Genomic DNA, 17482 nt, shown 5'->3' with positions numbered 1-17482 from the left:
CCCGTTGCCCCGAGAATGCTCAGGACGATCCTGGTGCCGATCGATGGCCACGAGCGCGAGATGGTCACGGCGACCGGGGTGTTCTCCGGCGACCGACTCGATGTCGGCACCGAGGTGCTGCTGGATGCGGTTCCCGCGCCTCCCAAGACCGGGGAGCTGCTCGATCTCGGCTGCGGCTGGGGGCCCATTGCCGCGACTCTCGCGACCCGCTCCCCCGACGCGCATGTCTGGGCGGTCGATGTCAATGCCCGCGCGCTCTCGCTCGTGGAGCGGAATGCCGAGCTGCTCAGTCTATCGAACATCACCCCGGCGACTCCTGACCGAGTGCCGAGCGAGGCGCGGTTCGCGACCATCTGGTCGAATCCGCCCATCCGGATCGGCAAGCCGCAGCTGCACGAGCTGCTCGAGCGCTGGATCCCGAGGCTCGAGCCCGGTGGCACCGCGTGGCTCGTGGTGCAGAAGCATCTGGGCGCCGACTCGCTGCTGCGGTGGCTGGCCGAGCGCTTCGCCGGCTTCGACGTCGAACGTGCCGACTCGAAGCGGACGTACCGGATCATCGCCGTCACCGCGCCCGACTGACTCCCCCGTCGATCTCCTCGCCGCGGAAGACCAGCTCCGCGGGGCCCGTCAACCAGGCGTGCCCGCGCTCGTCGACCTCGACCTCGAGCCGGCCGCCCGGCACGTCGACGATCCACCGGTCAGCAGCATCCCCCGACCAGTGCCTGGTCGCGAGTGCGGCGGCGACGGCACCCGTGCCGCACGAGAGCGTCTCACCGGAGCCGCGCTCGTGGACCCGCATGCGGATGGCACCGACGCCGTCGGCGATCGAGCCCGGCACGACGAACTCCACGTTCGCGCCGCCCTCGGGCTCCGGATCGAGGACGGGTGCGGCGTGCAGGTCGAGCGAGGCGAGCTCGTCGGCGCTCGCGAGCGCGACCACGACGTGCGGATTGCCCGTCGACACGTCGAGCCCCGGCCTCGCGACCTCGATGCCGTGCGCGGCGACGAGTCGATCGCCGCCGAGCTCGAAGGTGCCGAGGTCGACGGCGAAGAGCGCCCCCTGGCGGATGACGCGCTTGAGCCCCGAGCGCGTCGCGACCTCGATCGCCGCGCCGTCGGCGAGCTCGATGAGACCGGCATCCAGCAGGAGGCGCACGAACACGCGGACGCCGTTGCCGCACATCTCGCTGACGGTGCCGTCGGCGTTCCAGTAGTCCATCGCCCAGCTGCCGGCGGGCGCGTCGTCGAGCGCGGGGTCGCCCGCGGCGCCCGCACGCACCGCGCGGATCACGCCATCGCCCCCGATGCCGAACCGGCGATCGGCGAGCGCGCGGACTCGCTCAGCGGTCAGCGGGGCGGCACCGTCGGGATCGGCCAGCAGCACGAAGTCGTTGCCGGTTCCGTGCCCCTTGATGAATGCGCCTGTGCCCAACGGTGTCATGCGCCCAGGCTATCGAGCACGCGCCGCGCGATCGTCGTCGGGTCTGCCGGGGGCGATGCGGGGTACCGCTGGAACCAGGACACCTGGCGCCTGGCATACCGGCGCGTGAGGGCCTGCGTGCGCTCGATCGCCTCCGCCTCGGACAGCGCACCGTCGAGCTGGTCGAGCGCCTGCCGGTAGCCGATCGCCTGCTGCGCCGTCGAGCCGCGCTCGATGCCCGCGGCGCGCAGCACTCGCGCCTCGTCGACGATGCCGAGCTCCCACATCCGCCGCACTCTGGCGTCGAGCCGCTCGACGAGGTCGGCTCGCTCGACGCGCACGTGCTGGATGAGGGTGGGCCGCAGGAGCGACTCGTCCGGCGGCAGCCCGACCCGGAACGGCTCTCCCGTGAGCGTCACGGCCTCGAGCGCTCGCACGAGCCTGCGCCCGTTGTGCGCGCCGATCGCCGCTGCGGCTGCCGGGTCGACGGCGAGCAGTCGCGCGTGCATCGCTGCGGCGCCATCACGCTCCAGTGCCGCCTCGAGCTGGGCGCGCAGCGTCTCGTCGGTCGCGGGGAACGCGAAGTCGTACAGCACGCTGGAGGCATACAGGCCGCTGCCACCCACCAGGATGGGCACCGCACCTCGGCGCTCGATGCCGTCCAGCGCGTGCAGGGCCTCCTCGCGGTAGGCGGCCACCGCCGCATCCTCCCAGGGCTCCAGCACGTCGAGCAGGTGATGCGGGTGACCGCGGCGCTCCTCGACGCTCGCCTTCGCGGTGCCGATGTCCATGCCGCGGTAGAGCTGCATCGCGTCGCAGTTCACGATCTCCGCGGTGCCGCCCAGGCGCACGACGGCGTCGGCGATGCCGAGCGACAGCGAGGTCTTCCCGGTGCCGGTCGCGCCGACGACCGCGACGAGCGTCATGCGCTGGAGGCCACCGGCTGCGGTCGGAGCGTCGGCAGGCCGAGCGACACCGGACCGCTGGCGGGGGCGGCGTCGCCGATCGCGGGCACCGCGCAGGTCTCCGCCTGGGCGCGATCCCACGCATCTCCCGCGCGCGTGCGGCGCAGCGCGACCGGCTCGCCGTCGGCGATGAGGTGGAAGGGGGCCGCCTGCGTCACCTGGACGGTGACGATGTCGCCCGGGCGCGGCTGGAGGGAGCCGGGCGCGAAGTGCACGAGGCGGTTGTCCTCGGCGCGGCCCGTGAGGCGATGCGTCTCCGCGTGCCGCTTGCCCTCGGCGGCGGCGACCATGACCTCGACGTCGCGACCGACCTGACCCTGGTTCTCCTCGTGCGAGATGCGATCCTGCAGCGCCACCAGCCGTTCGAACCGCTCCTGCACGACCTCCTTCGGCACCTGATCGGGCATGGTCGCCGCAGGCGTGCCGGGGCGGATCGAGTACTGGAACGTGAAGGCCGACGCGAAGCGCGACGCCTCGACGACCCGGAGCGTCTCGGCGAAGTCCTCCTCGGTCTCGCCGGGGAAGCCGACGATGATGTCGGTCGTGATGGCCGCGTGCGGGATGCGCTCGCGCACCTGCTCCAGGATGCCCAGGAACTTCGCCGATCGGTACGACCGTCGCATGGCCTTGAGGATGCGATCGGATCCGGACTGCAGCGGCATGTGCAGCTGAGGCATGACAGCGGGCGTCTCTGCCATGGCGTCGATGACGTCTCCGGTGAAGGCGGCCGGATGCGGGCTCGTGAACCGGATGCGCTCCAGCCCCTCGATCTCGCCGGCGGCGCGCAGCAGCTTGCCGAAGGCGAGCCGATCGCCGAACTCGACACCGTAGGAGTTCACGTTCTGCCCCAGCAGCGTGACCTCGATGGCGCCGTCGTCGACCAGCGCCTGCACCTCGGCGAGGATCTCCCCCGGCCGCCGGTCGCGCTCTTTGCCCCGCAGCGACGGCACGATGCAGAACGTGCACGTGTTGTTGCAGCCGACCGAGATGGAGACCCAGCCGGCGTAGGTGGATTCGCGCTTCGTCGGGAGGGTCGATGGGAAGACCTCCAGCGCTTCGAGGATCTCGACCGCTGCCTCGCCGTTGTGCCGGCTGCGCTCCAGCAGCGTCGGCAGCGAGCCGATGTTGTGGGTGCCGAAGACGACATCCACCCATGGCGCCCGCTCGACGATCGTCGAGCGATCCTTCTGCGCCAGGCAGCCGCCCACGGCGATCTGGAACCCGTCGCGCTCGCGCTTCGTCTTCGCCAGCTGACCGAGCGTGCCGTAGAGCTTCTGCCCGGCGTTCTCGCGCACCGCACAGGTGTTGATCACGATGACGTCAGGAGCGCCGTCCTGCGCCTCGGCATAGCCGGCCGCTTCGAGCGAGCCGCGAAGCCGCTCGGAGTCGTGCACGTTCATCTGGCAGCCGAAGGTCTTCACCTCGTAGGTGCGCGGCGCGAGCAAGCTGGGCATGGGCTCCATCGTACTGGCGCGCGCCAGCGCTCCGGCCGCTCCGGCGCAGGCGGCGGGGCGTCAGTCCTGCGTCGCCGTCACCGTGTAGTCGTTGCCGTCGGTGCCCTGGCCGCTGAGCGCCATCTGTCCCCCCTCGGCGGTCCCGGATGCGGTCAAGTCAAACGCTCCCTCCTCGATCCCCTGGATCGTCACCGTCAGGTCCGACGCGTCGCCCGACCACACGTCGCCCGGCGAGTCGTACGTCTGGCCGGTGCTGCCCCACTCGGTGATGTCCACTGTGCCGTCGGCATTCAGCGTGAAGCCGAGCGGCGAGATCACGCCTTCGAGCTCGCCGGTCCACGAGGTGCCAGCGAGCTCCGCGGGGGTCGAGCCGCCGTCGGTCGCCGGCTCGGTGGTGGTGCCGCCCCCCGAGCCCGCGATGGGCGGCAGCTGGATGCATCCCGTGAGCACGAGCAGCGATGCGGCGGCGACGGCCGGAAGCGCGAGGATCCTGGAGGTCTTCATGCCCACAATGTAGCCCGCTTCCCGCCGGTGCGGTGCGCACCACCCTGAGCCTCAGCCGAGGGCCCCGCAGGACCTCAGCGGAAGGCGCCGCAGGGCCTCAGCGGAACCGCGGCCCCCGCGGCCGCGTGCGCTCGATCGCAGTCCGCACCGCAGAGCCGCCGAAGCCGCGCCGCTGCAGGAAGCCGTACAGGCGCCGCTCGGCTGTCTCGTCGTCGAGACTGCCCATGCGCCTACGCCGATCGGCTGCCGCGTCGATCGCGCGCTGCAGCTCGTCGTCGGCGTCGCTCGGTTCGATCGCCTCCGGGTCGAGGCCGCGCTTGCGCAACTCGGCGGAGATGCCGCGCTCGCCCAGGTGCTTGCGCTCCCGCAGTCGCTCCGCGAGATCCTGCGCGAGCTGCGCGTCATCGACCAGGCCCTCGACTGCGAGGCGATCGAGCACTGCCTCGCGCACCTCGGGCCCGACGTCGCGGCGCTCGAGCGCTCGATCGAGCTCCTGCCGACTCGCGGCCTTGCGGCCGAGCGCGCGCAGCGCGATCGAGCGCGCGGACTCCTCGTCCACGCACTCCGCGGCGCTCGCGTCCGAAGCGGCCGCGTCGCGAGCATCCGCCCCGCCGGCGTCTCGCCGGCCCTCGACCGGATCGTCCTCTCGCGAGGCGATCCAGGTGGAGAGCTCGGTGACGCCGGCGAGACGGTCGGTGTCGCTCACGCGCCCTGGCGCTCCTGGCGGCGCGCGTCGAGCGACTCGACCTCGGCCTGCTGCTCGGCGGCTGCTGCCTTGCCGGCCGCACCGACGCCCAGCTTGCCGAGGATCTGGCGCTCGATCTGGGCTGCCAGGTCGGGGTTGTCGAGCAGGAACTGCCGCGCCTTCTCCTTGCCCTGCCCCAGCTGGTCGCCGTCGTAGGTGTACCAGGCACCCGACTTGCGCACGATCGCGTGCTCGACGCCGAAGTCGATCAGGCTGCCCTCGCGCGAGATGCCGGTGCCGTAGAGGATGTCGAACTCCGCCTGCTTGAACGGCGGTGCCATCTTGTTCTTGACCACCTTCACGCGCGTGCGGTTGCCGACCGCGTCGGTGCCGTCCTTCAGCGTCTCGATGCGACGGATGTCGAGGCGCACCGAGGCATAGAACTTCAGCGCCTTGCCGCCGGCCGTCGTCTCGGGGCTGCCGAAGAACACGCCGATCTTCTCGCGCAGCTGGTTGATGAAGATCATCGTGGTCTGCGTCTGGTTCAGGCCACCGGTGAGCTTGCGCAGCGCCTGCGACATGAGGCGCGCCTGCAGGCCGACGTGGCTGTCGCCCATCTCGCCCTCGATCTCGGCTCGCGGCACGAGCGCCGCGACGGAGTCGATGACGATGAGGTCGATCGAGCCCGAGCGCACGAGCATGTCAGCGATCTCGAGCGCCTGCTCACCGGTGTCGGGCTGCGAGACGAGGAGCGCGTCGATGTCGACACCGAGCTTTTTCGCGTACTCGGGGTCGAGCGCGTGCTCTGCGTCGATGAAGGCAGCGATGCCGCCGTTGCGCTGCGCGTTGGCGATGGCGTGGAGCGTCAGCGTGGTCTTTCCGGAGGACTCCGGACCGTAGATCTCGATGATGCGACCGCGCGGCAGGCCGCCGACCCCGAGGGCCACGTCGAGCGCGATGGAGCCGGTGGGGATGACCTCGACCGGTGCTCGCTCCTCGCTGCCGAGTCGCATCACCGACCCCTTGCCGAACTGGCGGTCGATCTGGGCGAGCGCCGCCTCGAGCGACTTCTCGCGGTCTGCTGGTGTGGGCATTGCTGGCCTTCCGTTCGCCGTGCGTGGCTGGTGTGTTGCGCTCACGGTACGTCGGGCCACTGACATGCGAGCGGCCCGGAGGTCCGCCTGTGGATGACGGGCCTGTCGTGCGGTGCCAGCCTAGGCGCTAATCGAACGCATCTTCGAACGATGCGCGGCGTGTCGCGACGGTCGCGCGCACTGCGAGGCGCCGGCCCGGCTCAGCGCTGCGGCTCCCGCAGACCTCGGCCGTGCCGGCGTTCGGCCGGAACATCCTTCGCGTCGCACAGGGCGCGCCAGATCTCGCGCGCGGAGACCCCAGCAGCGAGCGCCTCGGCGCCCGTGCGTCCGCCCAGGCTTCCGAGGCTCAGGTCGGTCATGAGGACCGACCCGAGCGACCCGAACTCCTCGGACAGCGCGGTCTGCAGCTCGCTCGTGCGCATCTGCGTCAGTGGACGGCCGAGTCGAACTCCGCCACCATGTCGGCCGGCAGCGTGTCCGGCACGGTCGTCGGCAGCGAGTCGAGCCCACCGAAGTCGAGTCCTTCGAGCACGGCGAGACGGTCCCCCACCTCTCGCAGCACACTGGAGAGCGGCACGTCGAGCGCGTCGGCGACGGACGCGAGGATCTCGCTGGACGCTTCCTTCTGGCCCCGCTCCACCTCGCTGAGGTAGCCGAGTGCGACTGACGCGCGGGACGCGACCTGACGCAGTGTCCTGCCCTGACGCAGCCGCGTGTCGCGCAGCACGTCGCCGATCTCCTGTCGAACCAGCACCATAGTCTCCCCCTTCACCGTGGTCGGATGCATCAGCCTAGTCGCAGTGTCCCTGCGATCTTCCCCGATGCCCACGTTGGTGATAACACCCATTCGATCGGGGGCATTCCGCAGCCGACCGTGGTCACGATGTGGATTGGCTGTGGGTGTCGAGATCGGTGCGGTCGAGCGCGGTGTCCAGCTGCCGCAGCGCCGCCAGCAGCGCCGCCGCTCGCACCGCCTCGCGATCGCCGCCGACCTGATGGGATCCCGACTCGACGATCACGCCGCTCGTGGTGCGGATCTCGATGCCGACGTGGAACTCCCCAGGGGGGTGCCCCTCCTGCGCGTCGGGGCCGGCGACGCCCGTGGTGGCAAGGCCGATCGTGCACTCCGCCCGGTCGATCGCCGCGAGCTGCCGCACGCCCCGCGCCATCGCGATGGCGACCTCGGGGTCGACGGCGCCGCGCTCCGCCAGCAGCGCCGCCGGCACGTGCAGCACCGCGTGCTTCATCGCCGTCGCGTAGGCGACGACGCCGAGCCGCAGCACGCCGGAGGCGCCGGGCGTGCGCACGAGCGTGGCGGCGACGAGACCGCCCGTGAGCGACTCGGCGACCGCGATCGTCACGCCCCTGGCCGCCGCTCTGGCGACGATCGAGCCCGAGAGCTCGCCGATCTGCCGCACGGCGGCCAGCGCGGCCTGGCCGGGCCCCTGGCTCCTGCGCGCATCCGTCATCGCTGCCCCCGCACGGCGTGCACCAGGAACTCGATCCCGGAGTAGACGGTCAGCGCCACGGCGATCGTCATGGTCACGACGCAGATCCAGACGCCGGGATCGCCGATCCACGCCTGGAGCGGCAGCAGCGCGAGCGGCAGCGCGATCGCCTGCGCCATGGTCTTCGCCTTGCCCGCCCAGTCGGCCGCGATCACGACCTGGCTCGCCACCAGCAGCCGGTAGACCGTGATGCCCCACTCCCGCAGCAGCACCACGATGGTGATCCACCACGGCAGCTCGCCCAGCACCGACAGCACCACGAACGCGCTGCCGGTGATCGCCTTGTCGGCGATCGGATCGATGAGCTTGCCGAAGTCGGTCACCAGGTCGCGGCTGCGCGCGATCACGCCGTCGACGAAGTCGGTTGCGATGAGCACCACGAACAGCAGTGCGCCCAGCGTGCGGGCGGCTCCCGGCTCCGGGTTCGTGAGCGCCACGACGATGAAGACCGGCGTCAGCAGGATGCGCACGACCGAGATGAGGTTCGGCACGCTCGCGACGCTCGCGGGCTCATCCCCGCGACGCCAGACTCGCCCGCGCCACGGGCTCAGTATCCCCATGGGAGCAGGCTACCGAGTTCCGGTCTTCAGTCTCGACCGGTCAGCGACCAGGCGTCGTCATCGTCGTCGCCCTCGGCCTCGACCACCTCGAGGCCAGCCGCATTGGCCTCGTCGAACGGGTCCGCGTAGCGGTCGTCGGCATCGACCCACGGGCCCCGATCGTCCTCGTCGTCGGCGTCGTCCGCCGGCATCGAGCTCTGTTCGGACGGCGGCACGGCCGGCTGCGGCGTCTGTTGCGGCTGCGGCGCCGCGGAGGCCGGCGCCGCAGCCGGGGCGGCTGCTGGGCCCTCTCCGCGCAGCGACGCGAGCACGTCTGCCAGCCCGTCCGGCGGCACCAGCACGTCGCGCGCCTTGGAGCCCTCGGAGGGTCCGACGATCTCGCGCGACTCCATGAGGTCCATGAGCCGGCCCGCCTTGGCGAAGCCGACCCGCAGCTTGCGCTGCAGCATCGAGGTGGAGCCGAACTGGGTGGAGATCACCAGCTCGGCCGCCGCGCACAGGTCGTCCAGGTCATCACCGATGTCGGCGTCGATCTCGCGCTTCTCGGCGACCTCGGCGACGTCGTCGCGGTACTCGGGCTTCGCCTGGCCGGTGACGTGCTGCACGACCCGCTGGATCTCGGCCTCCTCGACCCAGGCGCCCTGCACGCGCATCGACTTGTTCGCGCCCATCGGCAGGAACAGGCCGTCGCCCTGGCCGATCAACTTGTCGGCGCCCGGCTGGTCGAGGATGACGCGGGAGTCGGTCACGGAGGAGACCGCGAACGCGAAGCGGCTCGGCACGTTGGCCTTGATGAGCCCCGTGACGACATCCACCGACGGCCGCTGGGTCGCGAGCACGAGGTGGATGCCGGCGGCGCGAGCGAGCTGCGTGATGCGCACGATCGAATCCTCGACGTCGCGAGGTGCGACCATCATCAGGTCGGCGAGCTCGTCGACCACCACCAACAGGTACGGGTAGGCCTTGAGCGTGCGCTGGCTGCCGGCCGGCAGCACGATCTCGTCGGCGCGCACGGCGGCGTTGAAGTCATCGATGTGCTTGTAGCCGAACGACGCGAGGTCGTCGTACCGCATGTCCATCTCCTTCACGACCCACTGCAGCGCCTCCGCTGCCTTCTTGGGGTTCGTGATGATGGGGGTGATGAGGTGCGGCACGCCCTGGTAGGCGGTGAGCTCAACCCGCTTCGGGTCGACGAGCACCATCCGGACCTCCGACGGCGAGGCGCGCATGAGCAGGCTCGTGATCATGGAGTTCACGAACGACGACTTGCCGGAGCCGGTCGAGCCGGCGACCAGCAGGTGCGGCATCTTCGCGAGGTTCGCCACCACGTAGCCGCCCTCGACGTCCTTGCCGATGCCGATCGTCATGGGGTGCTTCGAGTCGGCGGAGGCGCGCGAGCGCAGCACGTCGCCGAGCTTCACGGTCTCGCGATCGGGATTGGGGATCTCGATGCCGATCGCGCTCTTGCCCGGGATGGGCGAGAGGATGCGCACCTCGTTCGACGCGACCGCGTACGAGAGGTTCTTCGACAGTGCCGTGACGCGCTCGACCTTCACGCCCGGCGCGACCTCGACCTCGTAGCGGGTGACGGTCGGGCCGCGCGAGAAGCCCGTGACCTTCGCGTCGACGTTGAACGATGAGAGCACCTGGGTGATCGCCGCGACGATCTCGTCGTTGGCCTGCGATCGCGCCTTGGGCGGGTCGCCCTGGCCGAGCGAGGAGATCGATGGCAGGCGGTACGGGCGCTCGCGCACCGGCGCGGGTGCCGCAGCCGGGGCCGTATCCGCGGCGCCGGCGACCTCGCCCGTGTGCTTGCGCATCGCCTCCTCCGCCTGCTCGAGCGAGGCGAGCACCGCGGTGGCGTAGTCGTCGTGCTCGGCGTCGGACTCGTCGGAGGGCAGCGGCTCGACGGGCGCGGCGGGCACCTCGCCCACGCGGGTCGTCGGCTGGTCGCGATCGACGACGACGGGGCTGTCGTAGGCCTGCTCGTGCACGCCGTCGAGATCGAGTCCCTCGATGCCCTCGAACGGCGGATCGACCTCGCGGCCGGTGGCGTTGCGGCGCCAGAACGGCAGCGACTCGGCGCCGTCGACGGGCTCCTCCTCTGCCGCCTCGAGCTTCGCGAGCTCTCGCGCCTGCTTGCGCTCGCGGCGGGCCTCCTCGCGCTCCTCCTCCGTGCCGGTGTCCACTCCGAAGAGGTAGCCGTACAGCTCGGTGAGACGCGCGGGGATGCGGTTGGGGGCGGTGCGCGTGACGACGAGCACCGCGAGCGCTGCGACCATGCCGCAGACGATGCCGGCGCCGATCGGGGTCAGCAGCGCGGCCAGCGGGGCGGAGGCGACCCAGCCCAGGATGCCGCCTGCGTCGGCGAGCGCGGGCATGCCGAGGGACGCATCCGGGAGCCCTGTGAGCACGTGCGTGAGCCCGGCCACTGAGATGAGCAGGAGCGACAGGCCCACGCCGACCCTGCCGTTGTCGCTGACGGAGGCGGGGTGGCGGAACATCCAGAGCGCGAGCAGCACGAAGACCACGGGCAGCGCGATCGCCACCTGGCCGAAGAGCCCGCCGAAGGTGTAGGCGGAGATCGCCTGGGCGACCGCGTTGGCGGGCAGGATCCACTCGATGATCGCGCCGAAGACGGCCAGGATCGTGAGGAAGAACGGCACGCCATCGCGGCGCTCGTCCTTCGCGAGCTGCTCGCGCCCGAACACGCGCGCGGCGCCGCCGGTGGCATGCGCGAGACCCATCCAGGCGCGCTGGCCGAGACCGGGAGCGTCGTCCTCGAACACGGGCTGCGCCTTCGTCGCGCGCGTCTGCCGCTGCACCTTCGTGGTGGTGCCCGTCGACGTGCCCTTCGCGGGTCTCTTGGGCGCGGACTTGGGCGTCACCGGGCGCGTCGGCTTGGTCGTGGACATAGCGGACACCCTAGATCCAGGTGGCCACACGCCCCGCAAGGCACTCCGGATCGCCGGCAATCCGGCACCCGGCGCATCAGAAGCGGATGGCCTCGATCACCTTGGAGCGCACCGCGATGGTCGCGGGGATGCTGCCGGCGATCGCCCCGACCAGGGCGGAGACGAGCAGCCCCGTGACCGCTGCGCCCATCGGGAAGCCCGGCAGCGCGACGCCCGCGAGCCCCTGCGTGAGCGTCTCCTGCACGATCGGCAGCCGGTAGGCGAAGATGCACAGCGCGATGCCGATCGTGCCTGCCACGACCGTGCCCACCACCGACTCGAGCATGACCGCGACGAAGATGCGGCTGCGCGAGGCGCCGAAGGCACGGCGGATGCCGAACTCGCGCACGCGCTGGCGGATGGAGACGACCGCGACCGTGATGAGGCCGAGCGCGCCCAGCAGCAGGATCACCGACGCGGTGCCGATGAGGGTGAGCTGCAGCGGCAGCAGCGGGTCGAAGCCTTCGAATGCCTGCCAGTCGCTGCGGTACGCGTCCACGCTCGCGCCGGGCAGCGCGCTGCGGAGGTCCTGTGCGAGCATCCGCTCGCCGTCTGCGGCGATCTCCTCCGGCACCCAGGCCTCGAGCTGGAAGGAGTTCAGGTACGCGCTCGGGCCCAGCGCCTCGGCGACCCGCACCAGGTCGCGCGGCAGCATCCACGCCTGCGGCCAGTCGTCGCCGCCACCGCGGTCCACAACGCCGACGATCACCGCGGTGACCCCGCCGAGCTCGACCGTCCGCTGCGTCGTGGGTCCCCCGATCGCGTCGAGCACGCCGCGGTTGACGACCACCGCGGGCGCGAGCCGCACGCGGTCGCTGTCGTTGAGGAAGCGACCGTGCGCGGTCGCGAGGTGCCGCATGACGGCGAAGTCGGGCTCGGCGGCCTCGACCGAGACCCGCACGCCACCGGCACCGCCGCCCAACGGCAGCTCTGCGGTCGATCGGGCGCTGGCGTAGTCGATGGCGTAGCGCTCGACGGCGGCATCCATCACGTCGAGCGCGGCTCGGTGATCCGCCGCCGTGGGACCGGACTCGGCCGACGAACCGACGTTCACGGAGACGGTGGCGGGTCGTCCGCTCTGCGACTCGAACGACACCAGCAGCGTCGATCGCGCGAGCTCGCCGACGGCGACGGAGGCGGTGAGCGCGGCGATCGCGACCGTCACGCCGATGAGGCTCATGAGCACGCGACCACGATGGATGCGCAGCTCTGTCCAGGCGTCCTGGATCGCGGCGACGATGTCGGTCACGCTGCGACCTGCTCGGCAGCGACGAGGCGGCCGTCGACGATGCGCAGCATGCGACGGGCGCGGGCGGCGACGGCGACGTCGTGGGTGATGGTGATGAGCGCGGCGCCGGCGTCGGCGGCCACCTCGTCGAGGAGATCCATGATGCGGCCCCCGGTCTCGATGTCGAGCGCACCGGTGGGCTCGTCGGCGAGGATCAGCCGGGGCGTGCGCACGAGCGCCCTGGCGATCGCGACGCGCTGCTGCTCGCCGCCGGAGAGGTTCGTGGCACGCGTGTCGACGCGGTGGCTGAGGCCGACGCGGTCGAGCATCTCCCGCGCCAGCCGATGCCGCTGCCAGTAGCGCTTGCCTGCGCCGTAGTGCAGCGGCACGGCGACATTCTCAGCCGCCGTGAGGCCCTCGATGAGGTTGAACTGCTGGAAGACGAACCCGACGGTCGCGCCGCGCAGGCGATCGCGATGCCGCCCGCTCATGAGCGCGACCGGCTCTCCGTCGAGCTCGACGATGCCGGTGGTGGGCTGGTCGATGAGGCCCAGGATGTTGAGCAGCGTCGACTTGCCGGAGCCGGAGCGGCCCACGATCGAGAGTCGATCCCCCTCGGCGACATCCAGGTCGACGCCCTTGAGGATCTGCAGCGCGGGGCCGTCGATGGAGGCGAACTGGCGGGTGACGCCGCGCAGGTGCAGCAGCGGCATCAGTAGCCGCAGAGCATCGGGTCGGCGGTCTCGGGATCGGCGCAGGGATCCGCGGCGCCCGGCACGAACTGCAGCACCTCGTCGCCCTCGGCCAGTCCTCCGCGCACCTCCACCACTGTGCCGTCGCTGATGGCGAGCTCGAGGCGCACCTCCTCCGGCTCCCCGGGCATGCCATCGGCACCCATCGTGGGCCGGTACGCGATGCCGACATCCGCGCTGCCGAGCACCGCCGTCGTCGGCAGCACGAGCACGTCGGCTGCGGATCCCGCCGCGAGCTCGACCTTCGCCGAGAGGCCGACGAACACGCGCACGCCATCCGGCACGGCGCACGTGAGCGTCGCGGTGCTGCCTGCGGCCGCCTCCTCGCCGGTGGGCTGGTCGATGGCGACACCGCCGCACTCGAAGGGCGCCGGGCCGGAGTCGATCGTGACGGTGGCCGATTCCGGCTTCGAGCTCAGGCGATACTGCTCGGTCGCGCCGACCGCGGCCTGCACGAGGTGCTGCGGCGGCTGCACGGCACCGGTCTCGCCGCCGAGGTCGACGCTCTGGCCGGCGAGCAGCGTGAAGTCCGTGAGCGTGCCGGCTGCCGGGGCGCGCATGTTCCAGATCGCGAAGGTGGGCTCGCCCATGACGCCCTCCTCATCGGGCTCCGGCGGCGCCTCGACGCGCACCGTGTAGAGCACGTCGCCCTGCGCGACCTCGAGACCGTCGTCGATGAACACCCGCGCGACGGTGCCGGTCTGCGTCGAACGGATCGGCACGGCTGCGACCGGCACGATCGTGCCGTCGATAGCGACGGAGTTCTCGATCTCGCCGCGCTCGACGACGACCATGGGCTCGTCGAACATCGCGCCCGCCATCGGATCCTCGGCCACCGCCTCGTCGACGGCTGGGAAGAACGCGAGCTTGACGAGCGCGATGGCGATGGCCGCCGCGACACCGAGCTTCAGGACCGGCAGCACCCAGGTGCGCCAGGCGCCGGGGCCGCGGGCGGCGCGCTCAGAGCGCTGCAGCTGCTTGCGCTCGAGCACTTCTAGACGCTGCTGGTTCCGGGCCTGGCGTCGCGCCGCGCGGGGGCTGCGCTCGGCATGCGAGGCGGGAGGGAACTGCTGCTCTGCGGAGTCGAAGAGCGCGTCGGCGCCCTGCTCGGAAGCGTTGTCGTTCACAGGCGCCACGGCCGGTCCTCTCGCGCGACGGGGCCGTGCGTCGGCGCCCTTGGAATCAACCTAGACGGAAGATGCGCGTTCGGCACTCATCCTGCCGGATGAGATTGCGGGAATCGTCGCGGGGTCTCGTGACGCGCGCCTGCGGCGCGCTCCTCGACCGACGGGACTGACCCGCGCACCGCAGGTCGAGGAGGCTGCGTCCCGCAGCACCCGCAGGTCGAGGAGGCCTACCTGCCGCAGCACCGCAGGTCGAGGAGGCCTACCTGCCGCAGCACCGTAGGTCGAGGAGGCGGCGTCCCGCAGGGACGCCGCCGTCACGAGACCGCAGGGCGCCGAACGCGCGCCCCTCGAGATCCGAGGAGCGCGCCTTCGTACGTGAGGCTAGGCCTCGATGACCACCGGGACGATCATCGGGCGGCGGCGGATGCGCGTGCCCATCCAGCGTCCCACCGTGCGACGCACGACCTGCTGGTACTGGTGCTGGTCGCGCACGCCCTGCTCCCCCGCCTCGGCGAGCGCCTTGACGATCTTGGGGCGGATGTCGTCGAAGATCGAGTCCTCCTCGGCGAAGCCGCGCGCGTGGATCTCGGGGCCGACGATGACCTTGCCGGTCTGCGACTCCAGCGCGATGAAGATCGAGATGAAGCCCTCCTCGGCGAGGATGCGGCGGTCCTTGAGGTCGGCCTCGTCGATGCGGCCGACGGACGAGCCGTCGACGTAGACGAAGCCGATCTCGTGCTGGCCGGCGACCGTGACCTGGTGGTCCTTCAGATCCCAGACCGTGCCGTTCTCGCCCACGAACGCGTTCGAGCGCGGCACGCCCGTGTCGATCGCGAGCTGCGCGGCCGCGTGCAGGTGGCGGTACTCGCCGTGCACGGGGATGACGTTCTCGGGCTCCAGGATGTTGTAGCAGTAGATGAGCTCGCCGGCCGACGCATGACCGGAGACATGCACCTTGGCGGAGCCCTTGTGCACGACCTTCGCGCCCAGCTGCATGAGGCCGTTGATGATGCGGAAGACCGCGTTCTCGTTGCCTGGGATGAGGCTTGACGCAAGGATGACGGTGTCGTCCTCGCCGACCTCGATCCGGTGCTCGCGGTTGACGATGCGGCTGAGCACCGCCATCGGCTCGCCCTGCGAGCCGGTCGACATGTAGACGACCTGCTCCGGCGGCATGTTCTCTGCGGTCTTCTGCGCGACCACGACGCCGTCGGGCACGTGCAGGTAGCCGAGGTCGGCGGCGATGCCCATGTTGCGCACCATCGAGCGGCCCACGAACGCGACCTTGCGGCCGTTCTCGGCAGCGGCATCCAGCACCTGCTGCACGCGGTGCACGTGGCTCGAGAACGAGGCGACGACGACGAGGCCGGTGGTCTTCGCGATCACCTGCGACAGGACGGGGCCGATCTCGCGCTCCGGAGCCGTGAACCCGGAAACGTCGGCGTTCGTCGAGTCGACCAGGAACGCATCCACGCCCTCTTCACCGAGGCGCGCGAACGCCCGCAGGTCGGTGATGCGGTCGTCGAGCGGCAGCTGATCCATCTTGAAGTCGCCCGTGTGCAGCACGAGACCCGCACTGGTGCGGATGGCGACCGCGAGCGCGTCGGGAATGGAGTGGTTGACCGCGATGTACTCGGTCTCGAACGGGCCGAGCTGCTCGATCTGGCCCTCCTTCACCGTGTGGGTGTAGGGCTTGATGCGGTGCTCCTTGAGCTTCGCCTCGATGAGCGCGAGCGTCAGCTTGGAGCCGAGGAGGGGGATGTCGGCCTTGAGGCGCAAGAGGTAGGGCACGGCGCCGATGTGGTCCTCGTGGCCGTGCGTCAGCACGATGCCCACGACGTCGTCGAGTCGATCGCGGATGGGACCGAAGTCGGGCAGGATCAGGTCGACGCCGGGCTGGTGCTCCTCCGGGAAGAGCACGCCGCAGTCGACGATGAGCAGCTTGCCATCCTGCTCGTAGACCGTCATGTTGCGTCCGACCTCGCCGAGGCCGCCGAGCGGGAAGAAGCGGAGCGTGCCTGCCTTCAGCGGGGCAGGCTGGTTGATGGCCGTCAATGGCCCTCCTTACATATGTGGCTCGCGAGTGTGCGAGCTGTTGTGTGGTGCGCGCACCTCGCGCGCATGGATGTCTGTGGGTTTCGGCTACCTGGTGGTGCCGTGCACCTGGGGCAGTGCACCGCCGGCGGCCGCGTTGCGGTCGGGGCGGAAGCGGCTCAGGTCGAGTCCGTCGACGCCCGTGACGAGCGCGAGCTCGTCTTCGATGAGCGCCGCCTCGCTGTCCTCCGGACCGACCAGGGGCAGCCGCACGCGCGGACTGCCGATGCGGCCGAGGCCGTGGAGGATGTACTTCGCAGCAACGGTGCCCGGTACATGGGTCATGGTAGCGCGAACCAGCGGCTCGAGCGCCCGGTGCTGCGCCTGGGCGGTGAGCAAGTCGCCGGCGTTCACGGCGTCGACGATCGTGCGGTAGGGCCTCGGCGCCACGTTGGCGGTCACGCCGATGAGGCCGGAGGCACCGATCGCGAGGTGCGGGAGCACGTTCGCGTCGTCGCCCGAGAAGTAGAGCAGATCGGTCTGGTTGAGCACTCGGCTGACCTCGGCGAAGTCGCCCTTGGCGTCCTTCACGGCGAGGATGTTGGGGTGCTTCGCGGCGCGCAGCAGGGTCTCGAAGCGGATCGGGATGCCTGCGCGGCCGGGGATGTCGTAAAGGATCACCGGTAGGTCCGTCGCGTCGGCGATCATACGGAAGTGCGTCAGCACGCCCGCCTGGGTGGGCTTGTTGTAGTACGGCGTGACGATCATGACGCCGTCGGCGCCGGCCTGCTCAGCCTGCTTGTTGAGGTCCATCGCGTGCGCGGTCTCGTTCGAGCCGCCGCCCTGGATCACCTTCGCTCGGTCGCCCGCGACCGACTTCGCGATCTCGACGAGCTTGATCTTCTCGGGGTCGGTGAGGGTGGATGTCTCACCGGTGGTGCCGGAGACGACGATGCCGTCCACGCCGTTGCTGACAAGGTCGTCGATGAGCCGCTCGACGTCGCCCCAGTCGACCTCGCCGTCGGCGCGGAACGGGGTGACGAGCGCGACGAGGACCTGGCCGAAGGGGTTGTCTGTCACGGAACCAGGCTAGCGCGCCATATATCGAGGACGGGAAGCGTGGGCGGTGCGGGCCGGCGCCCGCCTCGCGCGTTCCGCGCTGCCCGCGTCCCAGCTCGGGGTTGCTTGCGTCCCAGA

Annotated in this window: 17 protein-coding genes; 1 reads left to right on the top strand and 16 read right to left on the bottom strand. The window is 71.0% G+C overall.

Annotated features, from left to right (window positions below):
* Nucleotides 1-15 precede the first annotated feature (15 nt).
* Nucleotides 16-579, top strand: coding sequence for a class I SAM-dependent methyltransferase (locus ACJJVL_RS05295; protein WP_405217513.1), 564 nt, complete (start codon nucleotides 16-18; stop codon nucleotides 577-579).
* Here ACJJVL_RS05295 and dapF read toward each other — a convergent pair.
* The 16 genes from dapF to dapA form a co-directional block, all read right to left on the bottom strand.
* Complete coding sequence (gene dapF / locus ACJJVL_RS05290) at nucleotides 563-1441, bottom strand: diaminopimelate epimerase (protein ID WP_405217279.1); 879 nt, start codon at nucleotides 1439-1441, stop codon at nucleotides 563-565. The two genes, ACJJVL_RS05295 and dapF, sit on opposite strands and share 17 nt — an antisense overlap.
* Nucleotides 1438-2346, bottom strand: coding sequence for a tRNA (adenosine(37)-N6)-dimethylallyltransferase MiaA (miaA, locus tag ACJJVL_RS05285; protein ID WP_405217278.1), 909 nt, complete (start codon nucleotides 2344-2346; stop codon nucleotides 1438-1440). Before miaA ends, dapF begins: the two co-directional genes overlap by 4 nt.
* A complete protein-coding gene (gene miaB / locus ACJJVL_RS05280; RefSeq protein ID WP_405217277.1) occupies nucleotides 2343-3839 on the bottom strand; it encodes a tRNA (N6-isopentenyl adenosine(37)-C2)-methylthiotransferase MiaB in 1497 nt (498 codons plus the stop codon). Before miaB ends, miaA begins: the two co-directional genes overlap by 4 nt.
* A gap of 60 nt (nucleotides 3840-3899) precedes the next feature.
* Nucleotides 3900-4343 (bottom strand): hypothetical protein, encoded by a 444-nt coding sequence (locus tag ACJJVL_RS05275; protein WP_405217276.1) that lies wholly within the window; start codon nucleotides 4341-4343, stop codon nucleotides 3900-3902.
* A gap of 97 nt (nucleotides 4344-4440) precedes the next feature.
* The gene (locus ACJJVL_RS05270) at nucleotides 4441-5049 is read right to left on the bottom strand and encodes a regulatory protein RecX (RefSeq protein WP_405217275.1); all 609 of its coding nucleotides are present in this window, start codon (nucleotides 5047-5049) and stop codon (nucleotides 4441-4443) included.
* A complete protein-coding gene (gene recA, locus ACJJVL_RS05265) occupies nucleotides 5046-6122 on the bottom strand; it encodes a recombinase RecA (RefSeq protein WP_405217274.1) in 1077 nt (358 codons plus the stop codon). The genes ACJJVL_RS05270 and recA overlap by 4 nt, the downstream gene beginning before the upstream one ends.
* Before the next feature lie 200 nt (nucleotides 6123-6322).
* Complete coding sequence (locus ACJJVL_RS05260) at nucleotides 6323-6544, bottom strand: DUF3046 domain-containing protein (RefSeq protein ID WP_405217273.1); 222 nt, start codon at nucleotides 6542-6544, stop codon at nucleotides 6323-6325.
* Between the two features lie 5 nt (nucleotides 6545-6549).
* Nucleotides 6550-6879 carry a helix-turn-helix domain-containing protein gene (locus tag ACJJVL_RS05255; protein ID WP_405217272.1) on the bottom strand — a complete coding sequence of 110 codons (330 nt, stop codon included), beginning with the start codon at nucleotides 6877-6879 and terminating at the stop codon, nucleotides 6550-6552.
* A gap of 121 nt (nucleotides 6880-7000) precedes the next feature.
* Complete coding sequence (locus tag ACJJVL_RS05250; RefSeq protein ID WP_405217271.1) at nucleotides 7001-7591, bottom strand: CinA family protein; 591 nt, start codon at nucleotides 7589-7591, stop codon at nucleotides 7001-7003.
* Nucleotides 7588-8190, bottom strand: coding sequence for a CDP-diacylglycerol--glycerol-3-phosphate 3-phosphatidyltransferase (gene pgsA / locus ACJJVL_RS05245; RefSeq protein WP_405217270.1), 603 nt, complete (start codon nucleotides 8188-8190; stop codon nucleotides 7588-7590). Before pgsA ends, ACJJVL_RS05250 begins: the two co-directional genes overlap by 4 nt.
* A 26-nt stretch (nucleotides 8191-8216) precedes the next feature.
* Nucleotides 8217-11105 (bottom strand): DNA translocase FtsK, encoded by a 2889-nt coding sequence (locus tag ACJJVL_RS05240; RefSeq protein WP_405217269.1) that lies wholly within the window; start codon nucleotides 11103-11105, stop codon nucleotides 8217-8219.
* 76 nt (nucleotides 11106-11181) lie between these two features.
* Nucleotides 11182-12393, bottom strand: a complete 1212-nt coding sequence (locus tag ACJJVL_RS05235; protein WP_405217268.1) for an ABC transporter permease — start codon at nucleotides 12391-12393, stop codon at nucleotides 11182-11184.
* Nucleotides 12390-13085, bottom strand: coding sequence for an ABC transporter ATP-binding protein (locus ACJJVL_RS05230; RefSeq protein ID WP_405217266.1), 696 nt, complete (start codon nucleotides 13083-13085; stop codon nucleotides 12390-12392). The genes ACJJVL_RS05235 and ACJJVL_RS05230 overlap by 4 nt, the downstream gene beginning before the upstream one ends.
* A complete protein-coding gene (locus ACJJVL_RS05225) occupies nucleotides 13085-14260 on the bottom strand; it encodes a hypothetical protein (RefSeq protein ID WP_405217264.1) in 1176 nt (391 codons plus the stop codon). The genes ACJJVL_RS05230 and ACJJVL_RS05225 overlap by 1 nt, the downstream gene beginning before the upstream one ends.
* A 372-nt stretch (nucleotides 14261-14632) precedes the next feature.
* Nucleotides 14633-16306, bottom strand: coding sequence for a ribonuclease J (locus tag ACJJVL_RS05220; RefSeq protein WP_405217263.1), 1674 nt, complete (start codon nucleotides 16304-16306; stop codon nucleotides 14633-14635).
* Nucleotides 16307-16393: 87 nt separating this feature from the next.
* Complete coding sequence (gene dapA / locus ACJJVL_RS05215) at nucleotides 16394-17365, bottom strand: 4-hydroxy-tetrahydrodipicolinate synthase (RefSeq protein ID WP_405217262.1); 972 nt, start codon at nucleotides 17363-17365, stop codon at nucleotides 16394-16396.
* Nucleotides 17366-17482: the final 117 nt, after the last annotated feature.

It is taken from the genome of Agrococcus sp. Ld7 (assembly GCF_045064095.1).
In the GTDB taxonomy this organism is placed as follows: Bacteria; Actinomycetota; Actinomycetes; order Actinomycetales; family Microbacteriaceae; genus Agrococcus.
The sequence above is the reverse complement of the archived record's forward strand: the minus strand, read 5'-3'. Positions and strand labels throughout refer to the sequence as shown.